The organism is Streptomyces sp. H51 (genome assembly GCF_035656535.1).
GTDB lineage: Bacteria > Actinomycetota > Actinomycetes > Streptomycetales > Streptomycetaceae > Streptomyces.
This window is the reverse complement of record NZ_JAYMHD010000066.1, coordinates 212,006-233,317: the sequence shown is the minus strand read 5'-3', so window position 1 is coordinate 233,317 and position 21,312 is coordinate 212,006. Positions and strand designations below refer to the sequence as shown.

Annotated in this window: 2 protein-coding genes; both read left to right on the top strand. The window is 74.7% G+C overall.

The window, feature by feature from the left end; genetic code table 11:
* Positions 1-348 carry a hypothetical protein gene (locus VKA29_RS23005; RefSeq protein WP_324787835.1) on the top strand — a complete coding sequence of 116 codons (348 nt, stop codon included), beginning with the start codon at positions 1-3 and terminating at the stop codon, positions 346-348.
* Entirely contained in the window at positions 349-21,270 is a 20,922-nt protein-coding gene (locus VKA29_RS23000; RefSeq protein WP_324787834.1) for a lonely Cys domain-containing protein, read from the top strand.
* Positions 21,271-21,312: the final 42 nt, after the last annotated feature.

Sequence of the window (21,312 nt, the reverse complement as noted above, 5' to 3'; positions counted from 1 at the left end):
GTGGCCGGCCGGTATTCCGCCGACATCCAGGCGATTCTGCAGGGCTCCAGGTACCTCGCCGACGCCGTCCGCTACGGCGACGAGATGCTGCCCCGCTTCGAGACCGGCTGCGACGCGTACACGGGCTGGTGGGGCCAGGAGGGCGGCGACGACGACTTCGCCGACGCGGTCGGCGATCAGGTCCGGCAGGAACGCCGGCAGGTGGCGAGCACGGTGCTGGCCATCACCGGTGGGTTCATGGCGCTCGTCGACGCGGTCGCCGCGGAGGCCGACCACGTGCAGCGGCCGCAGAAGCAGGCGGTGGACGACATCGAGTCCCAGGGCTCGGAGAGCGGGAACAGGCGCTGAATGGCCATCATGTTCCCGCCCGGCCTGCGGGAGTTCATCGAGGTCTGGGTGGGCGCGAACGTCGCCACCGGCAACGAGGACCTGGGCTTCGCCAGCCGTAACCCCTACAAGCGGCTGGCGGACGACGTCCAGGACCTGTCCGACGCGATGAAGGGGGCGATCTCCACCGCCGGGAACTCGCTCCCGCCGCGGATCGCCGACGAGTTCGTCGCCGCGATGAGGACCTTCGTCGACGACAACGGCCAGAACCACCTGCAGAAGTTCTCCGACGAGCTCCGGAAGATCGGCGCCCAGCAGGTGGACCGCTCGATCAAGCTGTCCGAGGCGAAGTACCAGATCCTCCTCGAGTTCATCCTGATGAACATCGAACTGGCCCTGATCGCCGCGCTGGCCGTCTTCACCGGCGGTACGTCGCTCACCGAGATCGCCATCCAGAAGGCCCGCAGCGCGCTCGCCATCCTGCTGATCCTGCAGCGGCTGGGACGCGCCATCCCCACACCGCTGTCGGTGCTGCTGGAGGCGATCGAGGAGGCGTTCGTCTCGTTCGCCGCGCAGCTCATCTCCATGACCGCGCCGGACGACCCGGACCGGCGGCGCAAGAAGTTCGACTGGGCGGACATCGGCCGGTCGGCGGTCGCCGGCGCCCTGGCGGGGCTGTTCGGCGGCCTGTTCTCCGGGGTCAGCAGCCCGATCGTCCGCAACCTCTTCAAGAAGAACCACACGTGGAAGGAGGCGTTCGACCTTCCGCTCACCTTCCTCAACGAGGGCCAGGCGGAGACCTTCGCGGAGGCTTTCACCGGCCTGTTCTTCCTGGGGACGTTCACACTGAACCCCGGTACGTTCGTCAGCGCCGGAGTCAGCGGCATCCTCTTCGAAACGGCGTCGAGCGGCGTGGAACTCGGCGGGACATGGCTGAGCAAGAAGCTCTTCCAGAAACCCCACTTCGGCCCCGACGGCGTCAACCACCTGCCCGGCGGTGGAGCCCGGCACGGGAACGGCAGCGGAAGCACCGGCCGGTACGAGTACGGGAGCCGGTACGGCGAGTACGGCGACGGGAGCACGTACCGGAACACCTACGACGACCCGTACACGGACACCGGTGTCGGCGGCGTCGGCGGCCATGCCGACGCGTACGGACTCGCGGGGGCGACGGGCGCGGGCAGGTCGTCGTACCCCACTCCCGCGCCGGACGCGTACCAGGATCCCTACCGGGACTCCCTCGTGGACGACCCGGACACCGACACCGTCTTCTCCACCCTCGAACCGTCGGTGACCGGGAACCCGGGGACGGAGTGGTCCGCCGGCGCGGACGGTGCCCCGCCGGTGAACAGGACCGCCACCGTCGGCTCCGCCGCCCCGGGCCCGCTCCCGAGCCGGACGTCCGGCAGCGGCTTCACACCGGACACGGACGAACGACAGCGGTCGACGGAGGACGACGCCACGACCCGGCTCACCGACGACGGGCAGCAGCGACAGCCGATCCCCCAGGCGCCCCCGGCGGTCCACACCGCACCCGCCACGCCGACCACCACCTCCCCGGGGCAGCCCTCGTCGAACGCCGTCCCGCAGCAGCGGTCCCAGACCACGCAGTCCGGAGACCCGGCGGTCACCGCGGAGCCGTCGGACTCGGGCCCGGTCGACCAGGGCGACCCGGTCGACCGCGGTACCCCGGAGCCCGGGGCGTCCGGGCAGCCCCAGCCGTCCTCCACGGCGCCGAAGACCGAGACCCGGACGAACCCGGACGTCCCGCCGCCCTACCGGCCCGTGCGGACCGAGTCCGAGGACGCGCCGTTCGCCGGCGACAGCGCGGCGGAGCCGGCCCCGGCCGTCTCCGGGGAGGCGCCGCACACCCGGCCCGTCGCGGTCGACGAGACGCCGCTCAGCTCCCGGGCACCGGCCGACATCCCGACCGGGGACTCCTCCGAGCCGGGTTCCCCCGACTCGGTCGACATGATCATGGACTGGGAGGACGGTCAGGACGCCCCGGAGCCCGAGCCCCGGCCCGGGCCGGACGTCGAGCCGGACCCGGCCCCCGGGGCGCTGTACGACCGGGTGCTGACGGACGTGTTCGGTCCCGGAATCGCGGCGAACCCCCTCCACCCGGCCCTCCGCGACGCCCTGACGCACCTCGACCAGCTCCGGCAGGCCGATCCCGGGCTACGGAACACCCCGTTCGACCTGGACGACCTGACCCGCCGGGTGCTGCTGCTGGATCCCGCCGCCGCGGTGACCGAGGCGCAGCGCGGCGAGCTGTTCCGGGTGGTGATGGACCCGGCGGTGGAGTCGGCGGGCAGCCTGGCCGCCCTGGCCGCCTTCCACCTGGAACTCCGTGGCGTCCTGTCCCCGACCCGCACGCTGACCGCCGACGACGGCGTTGTCCGGGGCCGCAACTGGACGAACGCCGGGATCCCCGGCCTCGACCTCACCGAGGTGGGCAAGGTCGCCCGGCGGCCCGACGGCACCCTGGGCCGCGGCGATGTCCGGCCCGCGCCCTGGCACCGGCCCGGTGGCCCGAAGCCGTACGTCGTGATGGCGGAGGGCGACCACGAGCGGATCGTCGTACGCGGCTTCGACGGCGCCCCGCGCCGGGTGCCCCTCGACGTGTTCGCCGAACTGCTGGCCCGCGACCCCCGGCTGGCCGGGCTGCCCCCGGACACCCCCGTGGTGCTGCTCGTCCCCGACGCAGGCGCCCGCGGCCTGGATCTCCCGCGCCAGGCGGCGGACCGGGTCGGCAGGGAGGTCTGGTCGGCCGACGGCACCGTGCAGGTCTCCCCGCAGCGGGACCCGTCACAGCCGTACGTCGTCTCCCTGCTGTACGGGGAGGGGCTGCCGCGCGCCGACTGGATCCGCAGCACCCCCGGCCAGGTGCTCGACCCGGCGGAGCGCGAGAACGCGCCGGACTGGGAGCGCGACGTGCGTTCGCACAGCGTCGTCACCGACCGGGGCACCACCATCGGCAGAGGAGTGTTCGAGGAATCCGAGGCCCCGCGCCGGATCGCGGCGCTGCGGCTCGCGACGGAGTCGTCGGAGCTGTGGCACTACGACCCGGCCACGGGGGAGTCGGTCAAGGACGACGAGCCCGTTCCGTTCGCCGGCAAGCCCGTGTACGTCTTCGGCGCCCACGCCCGGCCCGGCGCGACCCGGGTCCCGACCACGACGGACCCGCGGCACCACACCCGGCAGCGGGAGACCGGAGGGATGCTCAAGCGGCGTCCGAGCCTGGCGCGGCTCCCCCAGGACCACGCCGTGCTGATGGAGGCGTGCTCGAGCGCGAAGCCGCCGGGGGTGGTCCGTACCCGCCGGGGCATCGACGACACCTTCGTCCCCGACCCGCTGGCGGTCGTCAGCGAGAGCCAGCACGTCGCCAACGAGACCGGCCGCACGGCGTACGGCGGCACCCACATGGTCAGCTTCGCGACGCTGCCGGACGGGAAGTTCGTCCACCGCCTCTACACGGACTCGCGGGGGCGGCGCGGCGCGTGGGTGGAGCACCGGCCGGAACCCACCGGCGCCCTGCTCGACGACCGCGCCCGCGCGGCGGGCCTGCACACCGATCCGGCGCGGCCGGCGTCCGGCGAGACCCGGGAACGGACGCTGCGGCTGGTCCGGGCGCTGCGGCAGGCCTTCGGCGCGGCGATCGAGGACGACAGCCGGTACGGCGACCTCCTCGCCGGTATCGGCGCGCTGGAGACCATGCGGGCGGCCGACCCGGTCCTGCGCGACCTCGGCCCGTTCTCCATGGACCTGTTCGAACGTGCCGCCCACGCGAATCAGCGGGGCGGTGCGGGCACCGACGCCTACTGCGACCTGCTCACCCGGGCCGTCGACGCCGTACGCGGGCAACCGGACACCGTGCTCTCCGACTTCGTCGCGCTGCCCCGGGTCACCGCCGCCGCGCGGCGGCTGGGCGGCCTCCCGGAGCAGGACCTGGACGCCGAGGCCGCTCGCGTCCTGCGGCTCGACGGCGGCCCGGCGGCCGTCGGGGACCTCGACCGGGCCCGGCTGTTCTGGGCGACGGTGAAGGCCCTGGAGTGGGAGAGCAGGACCCCCGACCCGGACGCCCTCACCGGCCGGATCCTGCATCTGGAACGGCCCGACCCGTCCCGGCGCCCCGACCTGCTCGACCTGGTCGCCCGGGCGGCGGCCGTCGGCGTCGACGTGGACGACCCGACCGAACTCGCCGCCTTCCATCTGGAAGTCCTCGGAGCCCTCTCGCCCGAGACCCAGCTCCGCGACGCGGACGGCGCGCCGGTCGGCCGCCGCTGGGCGCAGGCCCCGCCGAGCGCGACGATGCTGACCGACCGCGTCGTCGTCGCCGCCCCGAAGCCGGGCGGCGGCTACCGGCCGGTGAGCCAGGAACGACCGCCGTGGAGCACGCCGGGCGGCCCCTCCGCCTACACGGTGTGGGCCGGAGGCGGCCGGGACCACCTGCTCATGGACCTGCCCGGGGGATTCCGCGCCCGGGTGCCGTACCAGGAGGTCGCCGAGCTGCTGGCGCGCGACCCGGTGCTCAACGCCCTCCCGACGGACGGCACGGACATCGTCCTGGCGGTCTCGAAGGCGGCCCCAGCCGCGGGCCCGTCCACCGGCCCGTCGACCGGACCGTCCACCGGCCCCACCCCGGCCGCCGGCCCGTCCACCGGCCCCGCCCCGGCCGCCGATCCCCGAGCCGTCATCAGCGCCGGCACCGGGCGGGCCGTGTGGGCCTCGCAGGGCGGTGTGGCGCTGGCCGGTACCGGGCCGTCCCGGCCGTACGTTCCCACCCTGCTGCCCACCGCGCCGGGCCGTCCGGCGGCCGCCGACTGGTCGGCCGTCCGGCCCGGCGACCCCACCGTGCCGGGCACCACCCGCGTCCCGGCCGGCGGAACCGGAGCGGACGACGTCACGTTCGCGGACCGGGACGGGGACGACGTCACGTTCGCGGACCGGGACGGGGACGACGGCCGGCGCGACTCGGGGACGGCCGGGAGCACGGACGTGCCGCTGCCGGACCGCCTCGACGAGGACCTGTTCGGGGACCCCGCCGAGACCGGCCGGGGAACGGCCGCCGAGGAGACCCGGTACCGGGAACTGCTGGCGGACCTCTACGGCCCCGGCATCCTGTCGGACCCCCTGTACCCCGTCCTCCGGGACGGGCTCGCGCGCCTGGACCGGCTCCGCCGGACCGACCCGCTGCTGGGGCACGACCCGCTGCTGGGGTACGACCCGCTGCGGGGGTACGGCCCGCTCGACCTCGACGCCGTGGCCCGCCGGGTACTGCTCCTGGACCACGCCGGTCCGGTGACCGACGCGCACCGCGGCAGGCTGCTGGGGCTGGTCACGGCACCGGCGGCGCGGTCGGCGGGCAGCCTGGCCACTCTCGCCGCGCTGCACCTCCAGCGCCAGGGCGTGCTGTCACCCACCCACACCATGACCACCCCGGACGGCCGTGTCCGGGGCCGCGACTGGACCACCGGCCACACCCCCGGCCTGGACCTGACGCACACCGGGAGGACGGAACTCCGGTCCGACGGCGGCCTGGGCAGCGCCGATGTGCGCACCGCGCCCTGGCACCGCCCCGGTGAGCCGGAACCGTACGTCGTGAGGGCGGACGGCAACCACGAACACGTCGTCGTACGCGGCTTCGACGGCGCCCCGCGCGAGGTACCGCCCGACGTGTTCGCCGAACTGCTCGCTCTCGACCCGGAACTGGCAGGGCTCCCCGCGGACGTTCCCGTGGTGCTGCTCGTCCCCGGCGCCGGCGCCCGCGGTCTGGAGCTGCCGCGCCGGGCCGCGGACCGGGTCGGCAGGGACGTGTGGTCGGCCGACGGCGGCGTGGACCTGACCGCCCGACAGGATCCGTCCCTCCCGCACGTGGCGACCCTGCGCGGCGGCCGGGGCAGCCTGCGGGCCGCCTGGATCCGCAGCACCCCCGGACAGGTGCTCGGGCCCGCGGAATCCGCGAACACCCCGTTCTGGGAACAGGAGACGCTGTCCCACACCATCGTCACGGACCGGGGACCGATCGGCCGCGGCGTCTTCCGGGACACCGAGCACGTGCGGGTGCTCGAGGACATCCGGCACGCGACGACGGCGACGGACCTCTACCACCACAACCCGCTCTCCGGGGAGTGGACCAAGGACGACCAGCCCGTACCGTTCGCCGGCAGACCCGTGTACGTCTTCGCCGCGCACGGCCTGCCGGGCGAGACCCATCTGCCGACCCGGTCGAACCCCGACCACCGCTCCCGGCAGGAGCGGACCGGCGGGATGCTCAAGCGGCGCCCGAGCCTGGCACGGCTCCCCGAGGACCACGCCGTCGTGATGGAGGCGTGCTTCAGCGCGGCACCGCCGGGCCTGCTCCGCACACGCCGGGGCGTTCACGACCTGTTCGTCCCCGACCCGCTGGGCGCCGTCAGCGAGAGCCAGCACGTCGCCAACGAGACCGGGCGCACCGTGTACGGCGGCACCCACGTGCTCGGCTTCGCCCGGCGGGACGGCAAGGTCGTCCACCACATGAGAACGGACGCGCGGGGGCGGCGCGGCGCGTGGGTGGAGCACCGGCCGGAACCCACCGGCGCCCTGCTCGACGACCGCGCCCGCGCGGCGGGCCTGCACACCGATCCGGTGGGACCGGCCGCGCAGGCCGTCCGCGAGCGGACGCTGCGGCTGGTGCGCGCGCTGCGTCTGACGTTCGGGGTGGCCGTCGAGGACGACAGCCGCTACGGCGAACTCCTGGAAGCCATCGGCGCGTTGGAGATCATGCGGCACGCCGATCCGGTTCTCCGCGACAACGTGCCGTTCAGCCTGGACCTGTTCGAGCGCGCGGCCCGCGAGATCCGCGCGACGCAGCACGCCGACGTGGACGGCGAGCCGGGACCCGACGCCTACCGGGACCTGCTGGCCAGGGCCGCGGACGCGGTGCGCCTGGATCCGGGCGCCGTGCTCACCGACTTCGTGACCCTGCCGCACGTGACCAACGTGGCCGAGGGGCTGGCCGGTCTCACGGACCAGGAACTCGACGACGAGGCCGCCCAGCTCCTGGATCTGGACCCGGTCCTGACGGTCATCGGGGCGCCCGAGCGGGCCCGGCTGCTCTGGGCGACCGTGAAGACCCTGGAGTGGGAGAGCAGGACCCCCGACCCGGACGCCCTCACCGCCCGACTGCTGCACCTGGACCGGCCCGACCCGGCCAGGCTGCCCGATCTCCTCGATCTGGTGAGGGGGGCGGCGGCGGCCGGTGTGGACCTGGACAACCCGACCGAACTGGCCGCGTTCCACCTGGAGCTGCTCGGAGCCCTCTCCCCGGACACCATGCTGTTCGACGACAACGGGGTACCGGCCGGCCGCCATTGGGCGCAGGGCGCGTCCGGCATGACGGTGGACGTCGACAGAGCCGTCGTCATGGCGGCGACCCCGGACGGCGGCCACCGCCCCATGCGCAACGCGAGGATGCCGTGGACCGCCGACACCACCAGGCCCACGCCGTACCTGGTGTGGAGCGCGACCGGTCCGGACCATCTGACCATGGACCTGCCCGGTGGACTCCGTGTCCGGGTGCCGTACGAGGAGGTCGCCGAGCTGCTGGCGCGGGACCCGGGGCTGAACGGACGCCCGCGGACCGCCGACATCGTCCTCGCCACCCCGCCCACGACGCCCGTGGCGCAGCCGGCACCGCGGAGCGCGAGCGTCCTCAGCACCGGGACCGGCCGCGGCGTGTGGACCTCACCGGGTGCGGTCGGCCTGCTCCCGCAGAACGACCCGTCGAGGCCGTACGTCCTGTCCCTGCTCCCCCTCGCGGACGGTGGGCGTCAGTGGGCCCACGACTGGTCGGTCGTCCGGCCGGGCCCCCAGCCCTCGGCGAACGCACCGGTCACCACGCTCGCGGCCGGCACCTCGTCCGGGGAGCCGGACCTGACGGTGAGCCCCGTTCCGAAGCCCTCCGAGGCGGATCCGCCCTCGCCGGACCGTCCCCGGCTCGACCCCGCCATGGCGCCGCCCGCACGGGGACGCCGCACCCCTGCCCGGTTCGCGGACGGCCGGCAGATGCCCCCGTACGTCGACGACCTCCGGTCGCTGCTGCCGTCCCACCTCACCGCCGCCGAGCTCGGACAACTCCTCGCCAGTCCGAGCACGTTCGGTCAGAGCAGGGTCGTCCTGCGCGGCGTCGAACAGGCCCTGGACGCCATCGGCCGGGAACTGGAGAGCCGGCCGGAAGCCCGGCCCGCCGACGACGCACAACTGCTGGACGCCATCCGGCGGACGCTCCGGGACAAGCCGAAGACACTGGCGGACGGCGAGGGGCGCCCGTTCCCGTACGCCAACGCGGACGGAAAGGCCCGCGTCCTGTGGGTCAGGGCGCGTCACCACGGCAACTGGGTGCCGTTCGACGACGGCATCGGCGACTCGACGAAGATCGACAGCATGCACCGGGCGGCCGCGACCTTCGGGCTGACCAAGAACATGCAGGCCAACTCCCAGTACGGCCTCGGCGGACCGATCGGCCCGGCGAGCACCGCGGCGTTCGGCGGCTTCGGCCGTATCGCCGTGCGGTTCGGCTTCATCGACAAGGTCGGCTACACCCTGACCGACCAGCGCATGAACCAGATGGAGACCCGCACGCTGGACAAGTCCCGGTCGTACCTGGACGACATCCACTACGACATACGTGTCACCGACACCGCCGGCCGGGTCGTGACCGGCACCGCGACCGGCACCGTCACCGACCCGGCCGCGCCCGCCCGGTTCGCCTTCGGCATCCGCAAGGGCCTCCTGGTCCGCCTGCCCGACAGCGTCACGAAGATCCCGAAGCCGGGCCGGATCCCCCGGTCGATCACCCTGGACCGCAACTCCCAGTACCGCTTCGTCCGTATCGAGGGGTTCGGCCCCGTCGCGGCGATCCGCGACTGGGCGGCCGGACAGATCGGAGCCCTCCCCGGCAGCTCGGCCTACACCGAGCTGGACACCTTCTTCTCCGGTGACAGCTTCCAGCGGCACGGCGGCACGATGGCGCGCGGCCGCATCACCACCCCGCCGCTGTTCGCCGACGACAGGAAGAAGTCACCGCTGGGCGTCTTCGTGGTGGAGGAACTGATTCCGCAGGCGGCGGTGCTGGTCGGCGAGACCGACCAGGCCGAGATGCGGGACATCAACACCTCGACGGTCCGCAGCGAGCGGAGCCGGTCCCAGGGCAGGAGCCTGCTGCTGCAGGCCGTCGCCGGACCCGCCTTCAACTTCTCCGACCCCGGCGCGGCCCCCTTCGACCTGCGGCTCCAGTTCGGGCCGACCGCCCAGTACACGTACGCGAAGAGCTGGACGGTCGGACTCGGCGCGGCCGGCACCCTGAAGTCGGCCGGGCAGGTGAAGGGCCCCAAGACCGCGCTCTACCTGGTCGTGAAGTCGGTGCGGGTGCGACGGGCCGGTGACAACGCGCCGCCGACGCGCTTCCTCACCTGGAGCCTGGACCGGATGACCAGCTCCGAGGCGCGGCGGCTGGCCGGATGGGACGACGGGACCGCACTCGCCCTGCGCAACGGAGCCGCCCCGCCGTTCGTGCCGGCCTATCTGACCGTGGACCGACCGCGCACCCTGGGCATGCACCGGGTGAAGGAGTTCACCTTCGACGACGGCCTGCGCACCCGGGTCACCCCGGACTCGGCGGACGGCGTCGGCCGGACCCTGCTGGACGCGTTCGCCGACGGCGTGGTGGACGCCATCTCGCACCTGAACCGAGGACTGGTGGTGCCCCTCGACCAACTGCTGCCGCCGAACCTGCCGAAGGGCTGGCGCGCCCGCCTGGGCGACCTGCTCGAGCGCGAGCCCGACCAGGCGCTCCAGGCGGCCCGGAGCCTGCCCGTGCCGCCCCGGTGGACCGATCCCGTCAAGTACCGGATCGCGCTCCAGAACACCCTTCAGGTCCTCGGTGTGCTGTCCCAGCAGAACGTCACCGCGAACCTGGAGGCGCTGACCACGATCGGCCTGCCGATCAGACTCACCGACCCCGACTCCGTCGGGCAGACCTACTACACCGTACGGGCGCACGGGACGCTGACCGGGCGGCGGTACGAGGGCAAGGACGTCAGTGAGGGAATGCGCTTCAGCGCCCAGGGCAACGACCGGATCGACGGCCAGACGAGCGCCAGACGAGGCCTGGACCTGGGCTTCGAGGGCACGCTCTCGGGCCGCGACAACAACGTCGACGACCTCGCGGGTCTGCGCCGGAACACGCTCGGGCTGACCCTGGGCGCGCGCCAGGGGTGGAGTCGGGAGGCGGAGACCACCTTCGGCTCGACGGTCACCAACGAGCCGATGTCGGTGACCAACCAGCCCACTCACCTGTACCGCTACGACCTGTCCCTCACCGCGACCATGAGCGGCTACTGGCGGCCGCGCGGCCTGGTCCGCGGGCTCGGCCTCGGCCTGCCGGGACTGCTGGTCCTGGACGAGCCGGTGAACGTGCTCTTCGGCCGGACCGCGCTGGGCCACCTGCGGGGCGGCGGCCCGATGACCGGGCAGGTGCTCATCGGTGTCCCCGTCCAGCACACCCCCGACGCGGACCCGTACGCGGACGGCGCGCTCAACCCCTATCTGTCCGACGAGCCCGCCCCCACGTCCATGACCACCGAACGGGCCCTCGCACTGGCGAAGGGCGACCTCGTGCTGCCCGCGGGCCCCGACGCGAGCCAGCCGGCCGGACGGCTCGCCGACCGCGGGACACAGCGGTTCAAGGAGTTCCGGCAGCACCCGTTCGTCATCGTGAACATGGTGCTGTCACCCACACTGATCGCGGAGGTGGACCGGGTCCTGCGGACGGCGTCGGGCAGTGCCTGGCAACTGGTGAAGGAGGGCGCCCCCACCCGGGACGCGATCGTCCGCACCTTCACCCCCCAGTACCTGGCGGCCGGCTTCGACCAGAGCTCGGGGCCGCTCGGCCTGGCGGGCAGCGGCCTGCTGGGCAAGGGGCCCTACGGCGAGCTGTGGGGAACCTTCCGGTACGCGACGACGGTCGGGAACCTGCACGTCCTCACCCCGCCGATGTCCATGGACACCGAGATGACGCTCGGCAGCACCCGGCAGGCGGCCGGCAGGATCGGCAACAGCACCAGCTTCGTCTTCGGCGGCCAACTGGTCTACTCCGTGGCCCGGAATCCGGGACACGGCCTCATGGGCGGGTACGGAATCGTCGCCAACCCCTTCACGACGTCCCGCGCGCACAGCCGCAGCGTCGTCCGCACGGTCGTCGCCGACATGAACCGCAAGGGCTTCACCCACCAGGTGCTGGTGGCCGGCGACGTGCAGCACTGGTTCGCGCTGCTGTCCAGCCGGCTGGGCACGGGCCGGACCGCGGCGGCCGCGGCGGCCGGCCCCCTCGTGCCGCGCTCCCTCGCCGGAGCGGCGGGGACGGCTCTGACCAGCCCGGGCGGTCTGCTGGGGCATCTGCCGGAGAAGAGCGCCCACCGGATGGGGCTGATCGACGACGGTCTGGGCGACGTCCCCCGCTACACGGGGCAGGTCTGGACCCCGCAGCCCTGGATGCGCGGCGCCGCGTTCGGTACGTACGCGGTGAACGCGCTCGACCCCACGGACGTGCTGCTCGCCTTCGACCGGCGGATCCGGGAGCTGGGGCTCGACGACCAGAGCCGGGAGCGGATCCGGCAGCTGGTGACCGGCCGCGCCACCCGGGCGCTGAAGGGGGAGATGACGACCACCGGCCCGTCGACCCTGGTCAAGGCCGGAGGCTGGGGCTGGGACAGCGTCCGGATCGGCAGCCGGCGGGTGCGGGCGCGCGTCGAGCTGATCCCCGGGACACCGGTGTTCGACGGGCTCGACCACAGCGCGGAGCTGGAGGAGAACCGGCGGGCCGTCGAAACCTCCCAGCAGACCTCGGAGTTCTCCGCCGGGGCGGACGTGGGCCTGCTGACCAGCCAGCTGGTGTACACCGGCGACGCGCAGGTCGCGGCCGCCGGACCCACGTACAGCGAGGGCGGCTCGAACCGGAAGACGGCCGCGTCGAGTCACACGGTCACCACCGTCACCATCTACCGGGCGGCGTCCACCGAGCCGCATGCGGAGATCGTCACCCCGTACCGGATGCGCATCACCCTGGAGGCCGACGACACCCCCGACACCGGCGCGCGGGCCGGCACCGCGGCGGAGGAGGGGAAGCCCACGGTCCTCGACCGGTTCCGGGGCCGACTGCGCATCGTCGAGGAGGACGGCGTCGGCGAGCTGCGCGAACACGTGCCGCTCAGCCTCATGGAGCCGGCGCCGTCCCGGACGGAGGCGGACGGCACCGGCACGTCCGGGCCCGGCCGGCCGCTGCCCGCGCCCGACCCGGCGGCCGACCCCGCCCTGGCCGGTCCGCCCAGGCCGGTGCCGCTCTCCGGGGCGGGAGAGGCGATGCGGGTCCGGGACGGGGACGGCGTCCCGCGGACGTTCACCTTCCCCGAGAACGGCATGCACCCCCGCGGGATCATCGGCATCGAGAACATCCGCACGGCCGGCGACCTCGTCCTCACGAGGGCGTACGACGCCGGCTTCTCCCTCCGGGCCCTGGAGACCGAGGACCGGCCCGACGACGGCGTTCTCACCGAACTCCTGCGCCGGACCAGGGAGACCGGGCTGACCCGGCCGGGCACCGGCTCGGCGCAGGCGCTGGAGGACGGCACCAGCACCATGGCGATCACGGCGTTCTTCCCGCGGACCACCGAACCGGACGGCTACCAGGTGGCGGGGCTGACCGAGAAGTCCCTCGTGGGCACCGACAGCGGACGACTGACGCTGCGCTCGGCTCCCGACTTCAGCCGCGCGCTGCTGCTGACGGTCGCCGACGGCAAGAAGCTGGAGGTGCTCAGACGGCACGGGGAGAACGCCGGCACGTCGTCGTCCGTCGAGCACGGTCAGTCCTCGGGTCTCGGCGGTGCCTTCCTGTACGACTCTCCCGGCAACGTGGGCCTCAACCAGATCGGAGTCCTCGGTCCCGGCCCCAACGACCTCGACGGCGACGGCATGCCGGTCGGGGACGACCACCTGACCTCGCGCAACCTCAAGCCCAAGACGGGCCGGACCTTCCTGTTCGCCGTGCCGGCCACCTGGCTCAGCGTCGGCGACGTGCACCGCTCCGTCGTGGACTCGAAGCTCGCGAACCGCATACGGGGCGGCACCTTCGCCAAGGCGCGATCGGGTCCGCAGGCGATGGAGTCGAAGGCGTACGTCGTCACCTGGATCCGCGAGGACGTCGCCCGCGAGCTGCGGATCATCACCGACACGAACTTCCCCGCGAGCGTCTCGAAGGCGTGGGACGCGGTCGGGAGCGCGAGCAAGGCGTGGGTCGACGCCGACAAGGCCTACTGGAAGAAGCGGCGCGCCTCCGGCGGGCTGCGCGCGGACCTCGACGCCGCGCAGGCATCCCTCGACCGGGCCGCTCGGGCCGCCCGCGCGGCCACGCGCCCGGTGGACCTGGCCCGGGCCGACGCCGACGCCGCGGACACCGCCCTGCGCCGGGCCGAGACCGAAGCGCGCCGCGACCACCGCGCCGCGGACGCGGCCGTGGCCGCCGCCCGGGCCGACGTCGACGCCTTCGCCGAGGACGAGTACGCCGCACCCGAGCACGACGGCTGGGCGGAGGTCCTGCGGGACGAACAGGACGCCGCTCTGGCCCGTCTGGCCGACGCGGAAGAGGCTGCCGGGAGACTGCGGAAGGCGGCCGATCTGCGGCTGGGGACCGCACGCACCGAGAAGGCGGCCGCCGACCGGCGGCTCGACGCGGCCCTGCTGTCCGCCAGGGCACCCGGCCGGGCCCTCGACGAGGCCACCGCCCGCCGGGACGCGGCACGCGACGCCTTCGAGGCCCGGCGCGCCGAGCTGGAAGCGCTCAGGCAGACGGCGGAGCAGGCCGCGGCGGAGTACCACCGGGTGCGGTCCGGGGCGGACCAGCTCACCCGCTGGCACCGGCTCGCGGCCACCGCGGAGGGCCGTGAGCAGCTGGACGGTCTCGCCGAACCGCCCGCGGTGACGCACCGGGCCCCGACCGGGGCGGCCAAGCCCGAACCCCCGGCCCCGCCCCGCTACACCAGGACCGGCACCGGACCGGGCACCGTCCTGACGTCTCCGACGAACGAGACGTACACGCTCCAGGAGGTGCCGAGGGACGGGGACGCGTTCTTCCGCGCGCTCGCCCTCGGCCTCGAACACGCCGCTCCGGGGCTGCTGGCCGCTCAGGGCATCCACCTCGACGATCCAGGGGCGATGTCCGGCCTGCGGCGGAGGATGGCCTCCTGGCTCACCGACCACGCCGACGAGGACCTGCTGGCCGCCGTCGCCCCCGACCACACCGACGCCTTCAGCGCGGAGGAGATCGCCGCGGCGGGCCTGGACCTGGGGACGGGAACCCCTGCCCGCCGTGAGTTCGACGGCCTCGGCGGCCTCATCCCGCACGCCGTCGGTCTGTCCCCCGAGGTACGGGTCGAACTGGCGGTCACCCAGCTCCTCCGGCCGGGCGACGCGGAGTCCGGGGCCGGCTGGAACCACGCCGCGTCCGACCTGCTCCCGCTGCTCGCCGCACGCAGCTTCGGGGTGCGCGTCACGGTGGTCGGGAGCGACGGCGCCTTCCAGGAATTCACTCCCGGGGACCCGACGGGCGACCCGCGGGAACTCGTCGGACCACCCGCACACTCCGGCGCACACGTGGTGCTGGGTCTCGACGACCACCACTACCGACCGGCCCTGCCGGCCGCCGCCCCGACACCGCCGCAGGGCGAGGAGGTGCCGGCGCCGAAGGACGCGGACCCTCTGCCGCCGAAGGGCACGGCCCCTCTGCCGGAGGGTGCGGAGTCCTCGCCGAAGGACGAGCAGCCCCAGCCGGAGCCCGTGGGACCGGAGTCCCAGCAGCCGTCGGACGTTCCGCCTCGAGGGGACGGCGAGAAGGGCTCCGGCCCGGAGAACGACAGCGGCCGGGCGAGGGGCCGGCGGGTGCCGGTGCCCGGCACCGGCGAGTGCCTCCTGTACTCCTTCCTGGCCGGCGACCCGGCGCACGTCCGCAGCCGTCTGGGCGGCCTCGCGGGCACCGACCGGGCCGCGTACGACTGGCTCGGGGACCCCGACGCCGTACGCGCCGAACTGCGTCGTCAGGCCGAGGCCCGCGCCACGACCGGCAGGGCCCCGACCGGCCCCTCGCAGGCCGTGCTCCAGGCCATGCGGGCCTATCTGGAGGACTACCTGGGGCGCAGCGCGGGGCGGCTGCATCCGCAGATCATCGGCCAGTTCCGGCAGACGGCCGCCGACGCGTTCGCGGCAGACGTCCGGAAGACGGACCGGGCCGGGATGCTCGCCCTCCTCGGCCATCACGGCGTCCGGCACGTCCCGGTCCCCGAGGCAGCCGACCCCGCCGATCTGCTGCGGTGGTACGTGGACGCCCGGACGGCGTCGGAGCCCGCGCACCCGGGTGTCTCCGCGCAGGACGCCCGGGCGGCCGTGGAGGCCGAGGCCGAGGACCTGGGGCCGCGCCGGATGTTCGAGCACCTGGAGCAGCGGGGTCTGCTGCCGACCCCCGACGACCTCGACGACGAGGCGCTGTACCGCCTGCTCAGCACCGTCTACGTGCAGAGCACCGCGCCGCTGGACGACACGGAGCTGTCCGTGCTGATGGACGCGGTCGTCCACTGGGAGCGGAGCTGGGGGACGCCGGCCGGGGAGGCTTTCCTGCCCCTTCTCGCCCACGCCTTCGACCTGCGGGTCGACGTGGTGCGGCAGTTCCCGTCGGGCGTCCGGCGGATCAGCGTCGCCGGGCCCGACGAGGCCATGCGGCAGACGGAGGTCTACTACAACGGCGTCGACCACTACGACGGCAGCGACGCCGGAGCCCGCGACCGGTTCGGCGACCCGGTCCTCCCCAAGCGGATCAAGGACGAGGAACGCGACCAGGACGGCGACGTACGGCTGAACCCGCTGTGGGTGCCGTTGGACGAGGTCGATCCGGACCTGCTGATCACCGGCAACCGGGACGCGGTATGGCTGTACACGGTCACCGACGGCGGGCGGGTGATCCTGGGCACGGAGGACCTCGGCGGGATCGTCACGCCGGAGCAGTTCGACGCGCTGCTCGCGGGGATGCGGCAGAAGGACCCCGATCTGACGGCGGAGTCGCTGCGCAAGGCGTTGGACGGGCTGGGCCACACCGGCATCGCCGCCGGTTTCGTCGGCGACGGCGTGGAGAGGGCCGGCCGGACGCTGCCGGGCCGCAGCCGGGTCTCCGGCGAGTTCCGCTGGAGCGAGAGGCTGCGGTCCTGGGTGGTGAACGACAAGTCGGGCCGCTACATGAGCGAGACGGTCCGCCCGGACCTGGACGCCGCGGAGGCCGCCGACTGGCTGACCAACGTGGCGGCCCTGTTCAGCGACCGACTGGGCGTCGTCGTGCGGACCGAGCAGCTGAAGACCGCCGCGACCGTCCCCGCACCGCCGGCGCCGCCCCCGCTGCCCGCGCCCCCGCCCTCGGCCCCCGCCGCCACCCCGCCCGGCCTGCCCGCTCCGGCCCCCGCGGAGGGGGCGGACAGGACGGGCAGGCCGTCCGGCGACGACACCGGCAAGCTGGACGTCGCGCGCCGGGTCGGTGCCGTGCTGCACGGCCTCGGCCACCCGGTGGTGCTGGCCGGAGCCGCGCGGGGACGGGTGCAGTTCGGCCAGTCCCGGCCGCTGGGCGCCGTGGAGTTCCGGTTGCCGGCGGCCGGCCTGCCCGCCGTCGCCGGGATACGCGGGGCGCTGGAGCGGCCCGTCACCGGCGGCGGCCGTGTTCTCGGCCTGTCGGTGAACGGCGTCGACATCACGGTCACGGCGGTGGACGGGCCGGCCTCCGGCACGGTGACGGTCGACGGTCTCACCGTGCCGGCGCCCGCGGACTCCCTGGCCGACGCCGCGCTCGCCCTGGCCACCGGAACCGACCCGGAGCTGCGCGGACGCGACCTGCTCGACCTGCTGTGGGCGCTGCACCGCACCCCCGCCGGAACCCCCCGCACGGTCACGCCGGTTCTCGCGCGCGAGGACGCCTACCGCTCCGCGCGCCCCGCCGGCGCCGCCGACTCCCTCGCCGTACGGCTCAGCGAACTGCTCGACTCCGCGGCCCTGGACCCCGACGCCCTCGCCCGCCATGAGGAGACCTGGCGCGCCCTCCGCGTCACCGAGGCCGACCTGCCCGAGCTGCGCGGCGAGCTGACCGCCCTGGCCGACGGGTTGCGGGTCCGCCCGGAGGTGACCGCGGACCCGGTCCGGGCGCTCGCCGCGCGGCTGCCGGGCCTGTCCTCCGACGACCGTGGCACGGCGCTGGCGCTGCTGCCGCCCGCGGACCGTGAGCGGCTGGCCGCCGATCCCGTGCTCGTGGACGCCCTGCGTGCCGGGCTCCCCGCGGCCGAGTTCGCCTCGGTCGCGGCGCACCTGATGACGCGGGTGCCCGACGGGGTCGAGCAGCCGGTCACCGCCGGTGCCCGGGCCCGGGCCCAGGTCGCCCGGCTGCTGCAGGCCCCCGACGTCGCGGCGCGGCTGCTCAAGGCCGGTTCGCGGGTCGTGGTGGTGCCCAGGAGCGAGGCCATGACCTCCCTGGACGCCTTCCGCCACCTGCGGGGCGCCGTCACCGGCGACGGCCGCCCCTGGGACGACGTCCGCGGTGCCGGCACCCGTACCGCGGCCGTCAGCGAGGAGAACCTGCTCGGCGAGCGCACCACCGTGGGCACCGGCATGTCCGCCTATCCCGACGGCTACTCGACCACCCTGCACGAATTCGCCCACACCCTCCACCTGCACGGTCTGGACGCCGTCGACCGGCAGCGGATCACCGACGCCTTCCGCACCACCACCCGGGCCGGCGAGGCGGGCGACTGGCCCGACGGCCCCCTCCACGGCTACGACACCGACGGCCGACGCAGCGCCCCCAACTACAGCAGCCGGGACGAGTTCGAGTTCTTCGCCCAGCTCACCAACGTCTATCTGAGGGCCAACGGCGGCAGTGACCCCTACACCGGGCTGCCCCGCAACAACGCCGGCCCGGAGTGGGTGCGCACCCACCAGCCCGCCCTGTACCCGCTGCTGCGCCGGCTGTACGGCGAGGGCCCCCTGACGGCGCCCCGCCACCCGCGCAGTGTCGAACCGGCCCGTCCCCGAGGGGCGCGTCCCGCGGACGTCAACCCCGTCGAGGCCACCGACGTGGAGAACGAGGCGCTCGCCCGTGCCCGAGCGCTGTGGGACGTCGCCGAGGACGGCGCGGGTGACGGCAGCGACTCCTACGTGGCCGTCCGCGCCCTGTGGGACGGCACCACCGGCACGCACGCGCCGCAGCCGCACACCCCCGCCCCGTTGCCGTCGCCGTTCTCCACTCCGCTGCCGCAGGCACGGTCCGCCGCCGCACCGCCGCCCACCGACAGCGCGGTCCAGCAACGCCTTCAGGAACTGCGGGCGGTCGTCGACGCCACCTTCGGCTCCCAGCCGCTCGCGCCCGAACTGCGCAACGGGTTGTTCAACTCGCTGCGCCTGATCGAGTCGGCGCGCGCCGGGCACCCCCGCTTCGGCGCCGGCCTGGACCTCGACGGCATCACCCGGATGCTGTTGCACCTGGCGCCGGACGCGCCGGTGGACGCGGCCCGGCACTACGAGGCCCTCTCCCTCGCGAGCAGCGCCCATCGCCGGGGCCGGGCCGGCAGCCTGGACGCCATCGCCGCCTACGGGCTGACCCGGCAGGGCTACGCGCAGGAGTCCCTGCTCAGCGGCGACGACGGCGCGCCGCACGGCAGGAACTGGAGCGGACGTCCCGGCATCCGCCTGCACCTGGACGTGGTCGCCGATCCCCGGGGCATTCACACCGCGCCCTGGGGGCCCGCCCCCTACGCGCTGGTGGCCGAACGGAACGACGAGGGGGTGCTGCTGGCGGACGGAAGACCGGTGTCGGACGAGGAGTTCGCCGAACTGGTGCTGCACGACCCGGGGCGGCAGCCGGGCGCGCCCGTGGTGATCCTGATCGGCGAGGAGGACGGCCGCAACGAGGCCCTCGCCCGGGTGATCGCCGACCGCACCGGAACCCGCGTCTGGTTCACCTACGGCGACCTGCGACTCGAAACGGCCCCGAACGGCCGCCGGGTGCCGGTCCTGGCCGCGCCGGTCTTCGGACGCGATCCGGCCGGGACCTGGATCCCGGCCGACCCCGGACTGGTCCCGGACGACCCGGCGGCCACCGTCAGGGCCGCGAACGGCACCGTCTTCCCCGACGCCGACATCCACTCGTACCCGCTGGTCACGGTCGACGGGCAGGCACTGACCGGGCGGGCTTTCCTCGACGCCCACGACATGGCGATGCGGGAGGAGGCCCTGCGGGTGGTGTCCGCCATCCAGCACTACACCAACGAGACGGAAGGGCTGCCCGGCGTGTATTCCGCGCGGCAGGGCGGCTTGCTGCCCCTGCCGCGGGGCCTGGCCGACTCCTACGTCTTCGTCGGCCACGGCGACAGCGGACGCACCACCGTGCCCCGCCGCAGCACCCGCGCCAACCAGGCGGTCCACCCCCGGCACCTGGGCCGGATGCTGGCACGGCGCAGGAGCATGCAGGCGCTGTCCGCGGAGGCGCCGGTGTGGCTGCTGATCTGCGAGATGTCCATGACGCGCGCCGACCAGGACCTGCTCGCCCATCCCTCCTCAGCCCAGTACGTCGCCAACGAGACCCGCCGCACCGTCTTCACCGTGGACCGGCAGATCTCACCGAGCGAGGCCGAGGGCGCCCTGCCGCCGCGCCTGGTCCTGGACGACGACCCCGACAACCCCGTGGGCCACATCGAGGAGTTCCGACCCGAGCCCCGGACCGTCGCCCTCGACGCACTCGCCGACCTGGGCGGACTGCCCGCCCAGGTGCCGCAGCGCACCGAGCGGGCCCTGCACTGGGTGCGGGCCCTGCGGCAGACCCACGGTGTGCACATCGACTCCGATCCGGCCCGGGAGGAGGAGTTCCACGAGCTGATCGAGGGTTTCGGCGCCCTCGAAGGGCTGCGGTTCCAGGCGGTCGGCGGCGCCGACCCCGGCCTGCTCACCTGGGGCGGGCTCCGGCACATCGTCGGTCAGTACGCCGCCCGGCAGGGCTGGGACCGGTCCTTGACGGCCGGCTCCCTGGCCCACCTGCTGCATGCCGCACGCGCCGGCCGACTGCGGCCCTCCGACGCCCTGGGACCCAGCGTCCCCGCCGCGCCGCCGGCCTCGACCGGCACCCCGCGCCCGACGGACCCGGAACCGCGCCCGACGGACCCGGAACCGCGCCCGACGGACCCGCAACCGCGGCCGACCGGCCGGGGCACGCTGCCGGACACCGAACCCGCAGGCGACGACACTCCGCTCCCGGTGCCGGCTTCCGAGGAGGTCCGCCGCCGGTGGTTCGCCGGCCAGGTGACGGTGGACGACCTGCCCGCTGACCCGCCGGACTTCGACGGTGCCGAAACCGTCGGCCTGAAGGAGCTGAGGGACGCGGGCGTCGAGACGACCGCCGGAATGGAGGTCGAGGCGGAACTCGGCGGCGGCGTGCGGGGCAGCGTCCTGGCACCGCTCGACCGGGTGCGGCTGCTGCTGGCCCGTCCCGGCCCGTGGCCGGACGCCCTCGACGCCGTCGCGGCCACGGTGTCGCGCCGGATCTGGCGCTCGGCGTTCACGGACTTCGAGAGCACGACTGCGGACCCGGACGCCGCCCGGGCGTGGGGGACGGCCCTCGGGCTGCTCCTGCCGGGCGAACCGGACTCCGTGGTCGGGGACCGGCGGTACGCCGGGGAGGAGTTCCGCGACGCGGTGCGCAGGCTCGCCGTCCTGCTGGCGGCGGGAGGGACGGACCCCCGGACGGTCGCCGGCCTCGCCGCCCGGCTCCGGGAGACCCTCGGACTGCCGCACCGCGGGACGGACACCGGGCAGGCGGACGAGCGGAGCGGCCGGTGAACCCCGCCGCCGTGGGCGGCTTCACACGCGTGCCGGGCGGTC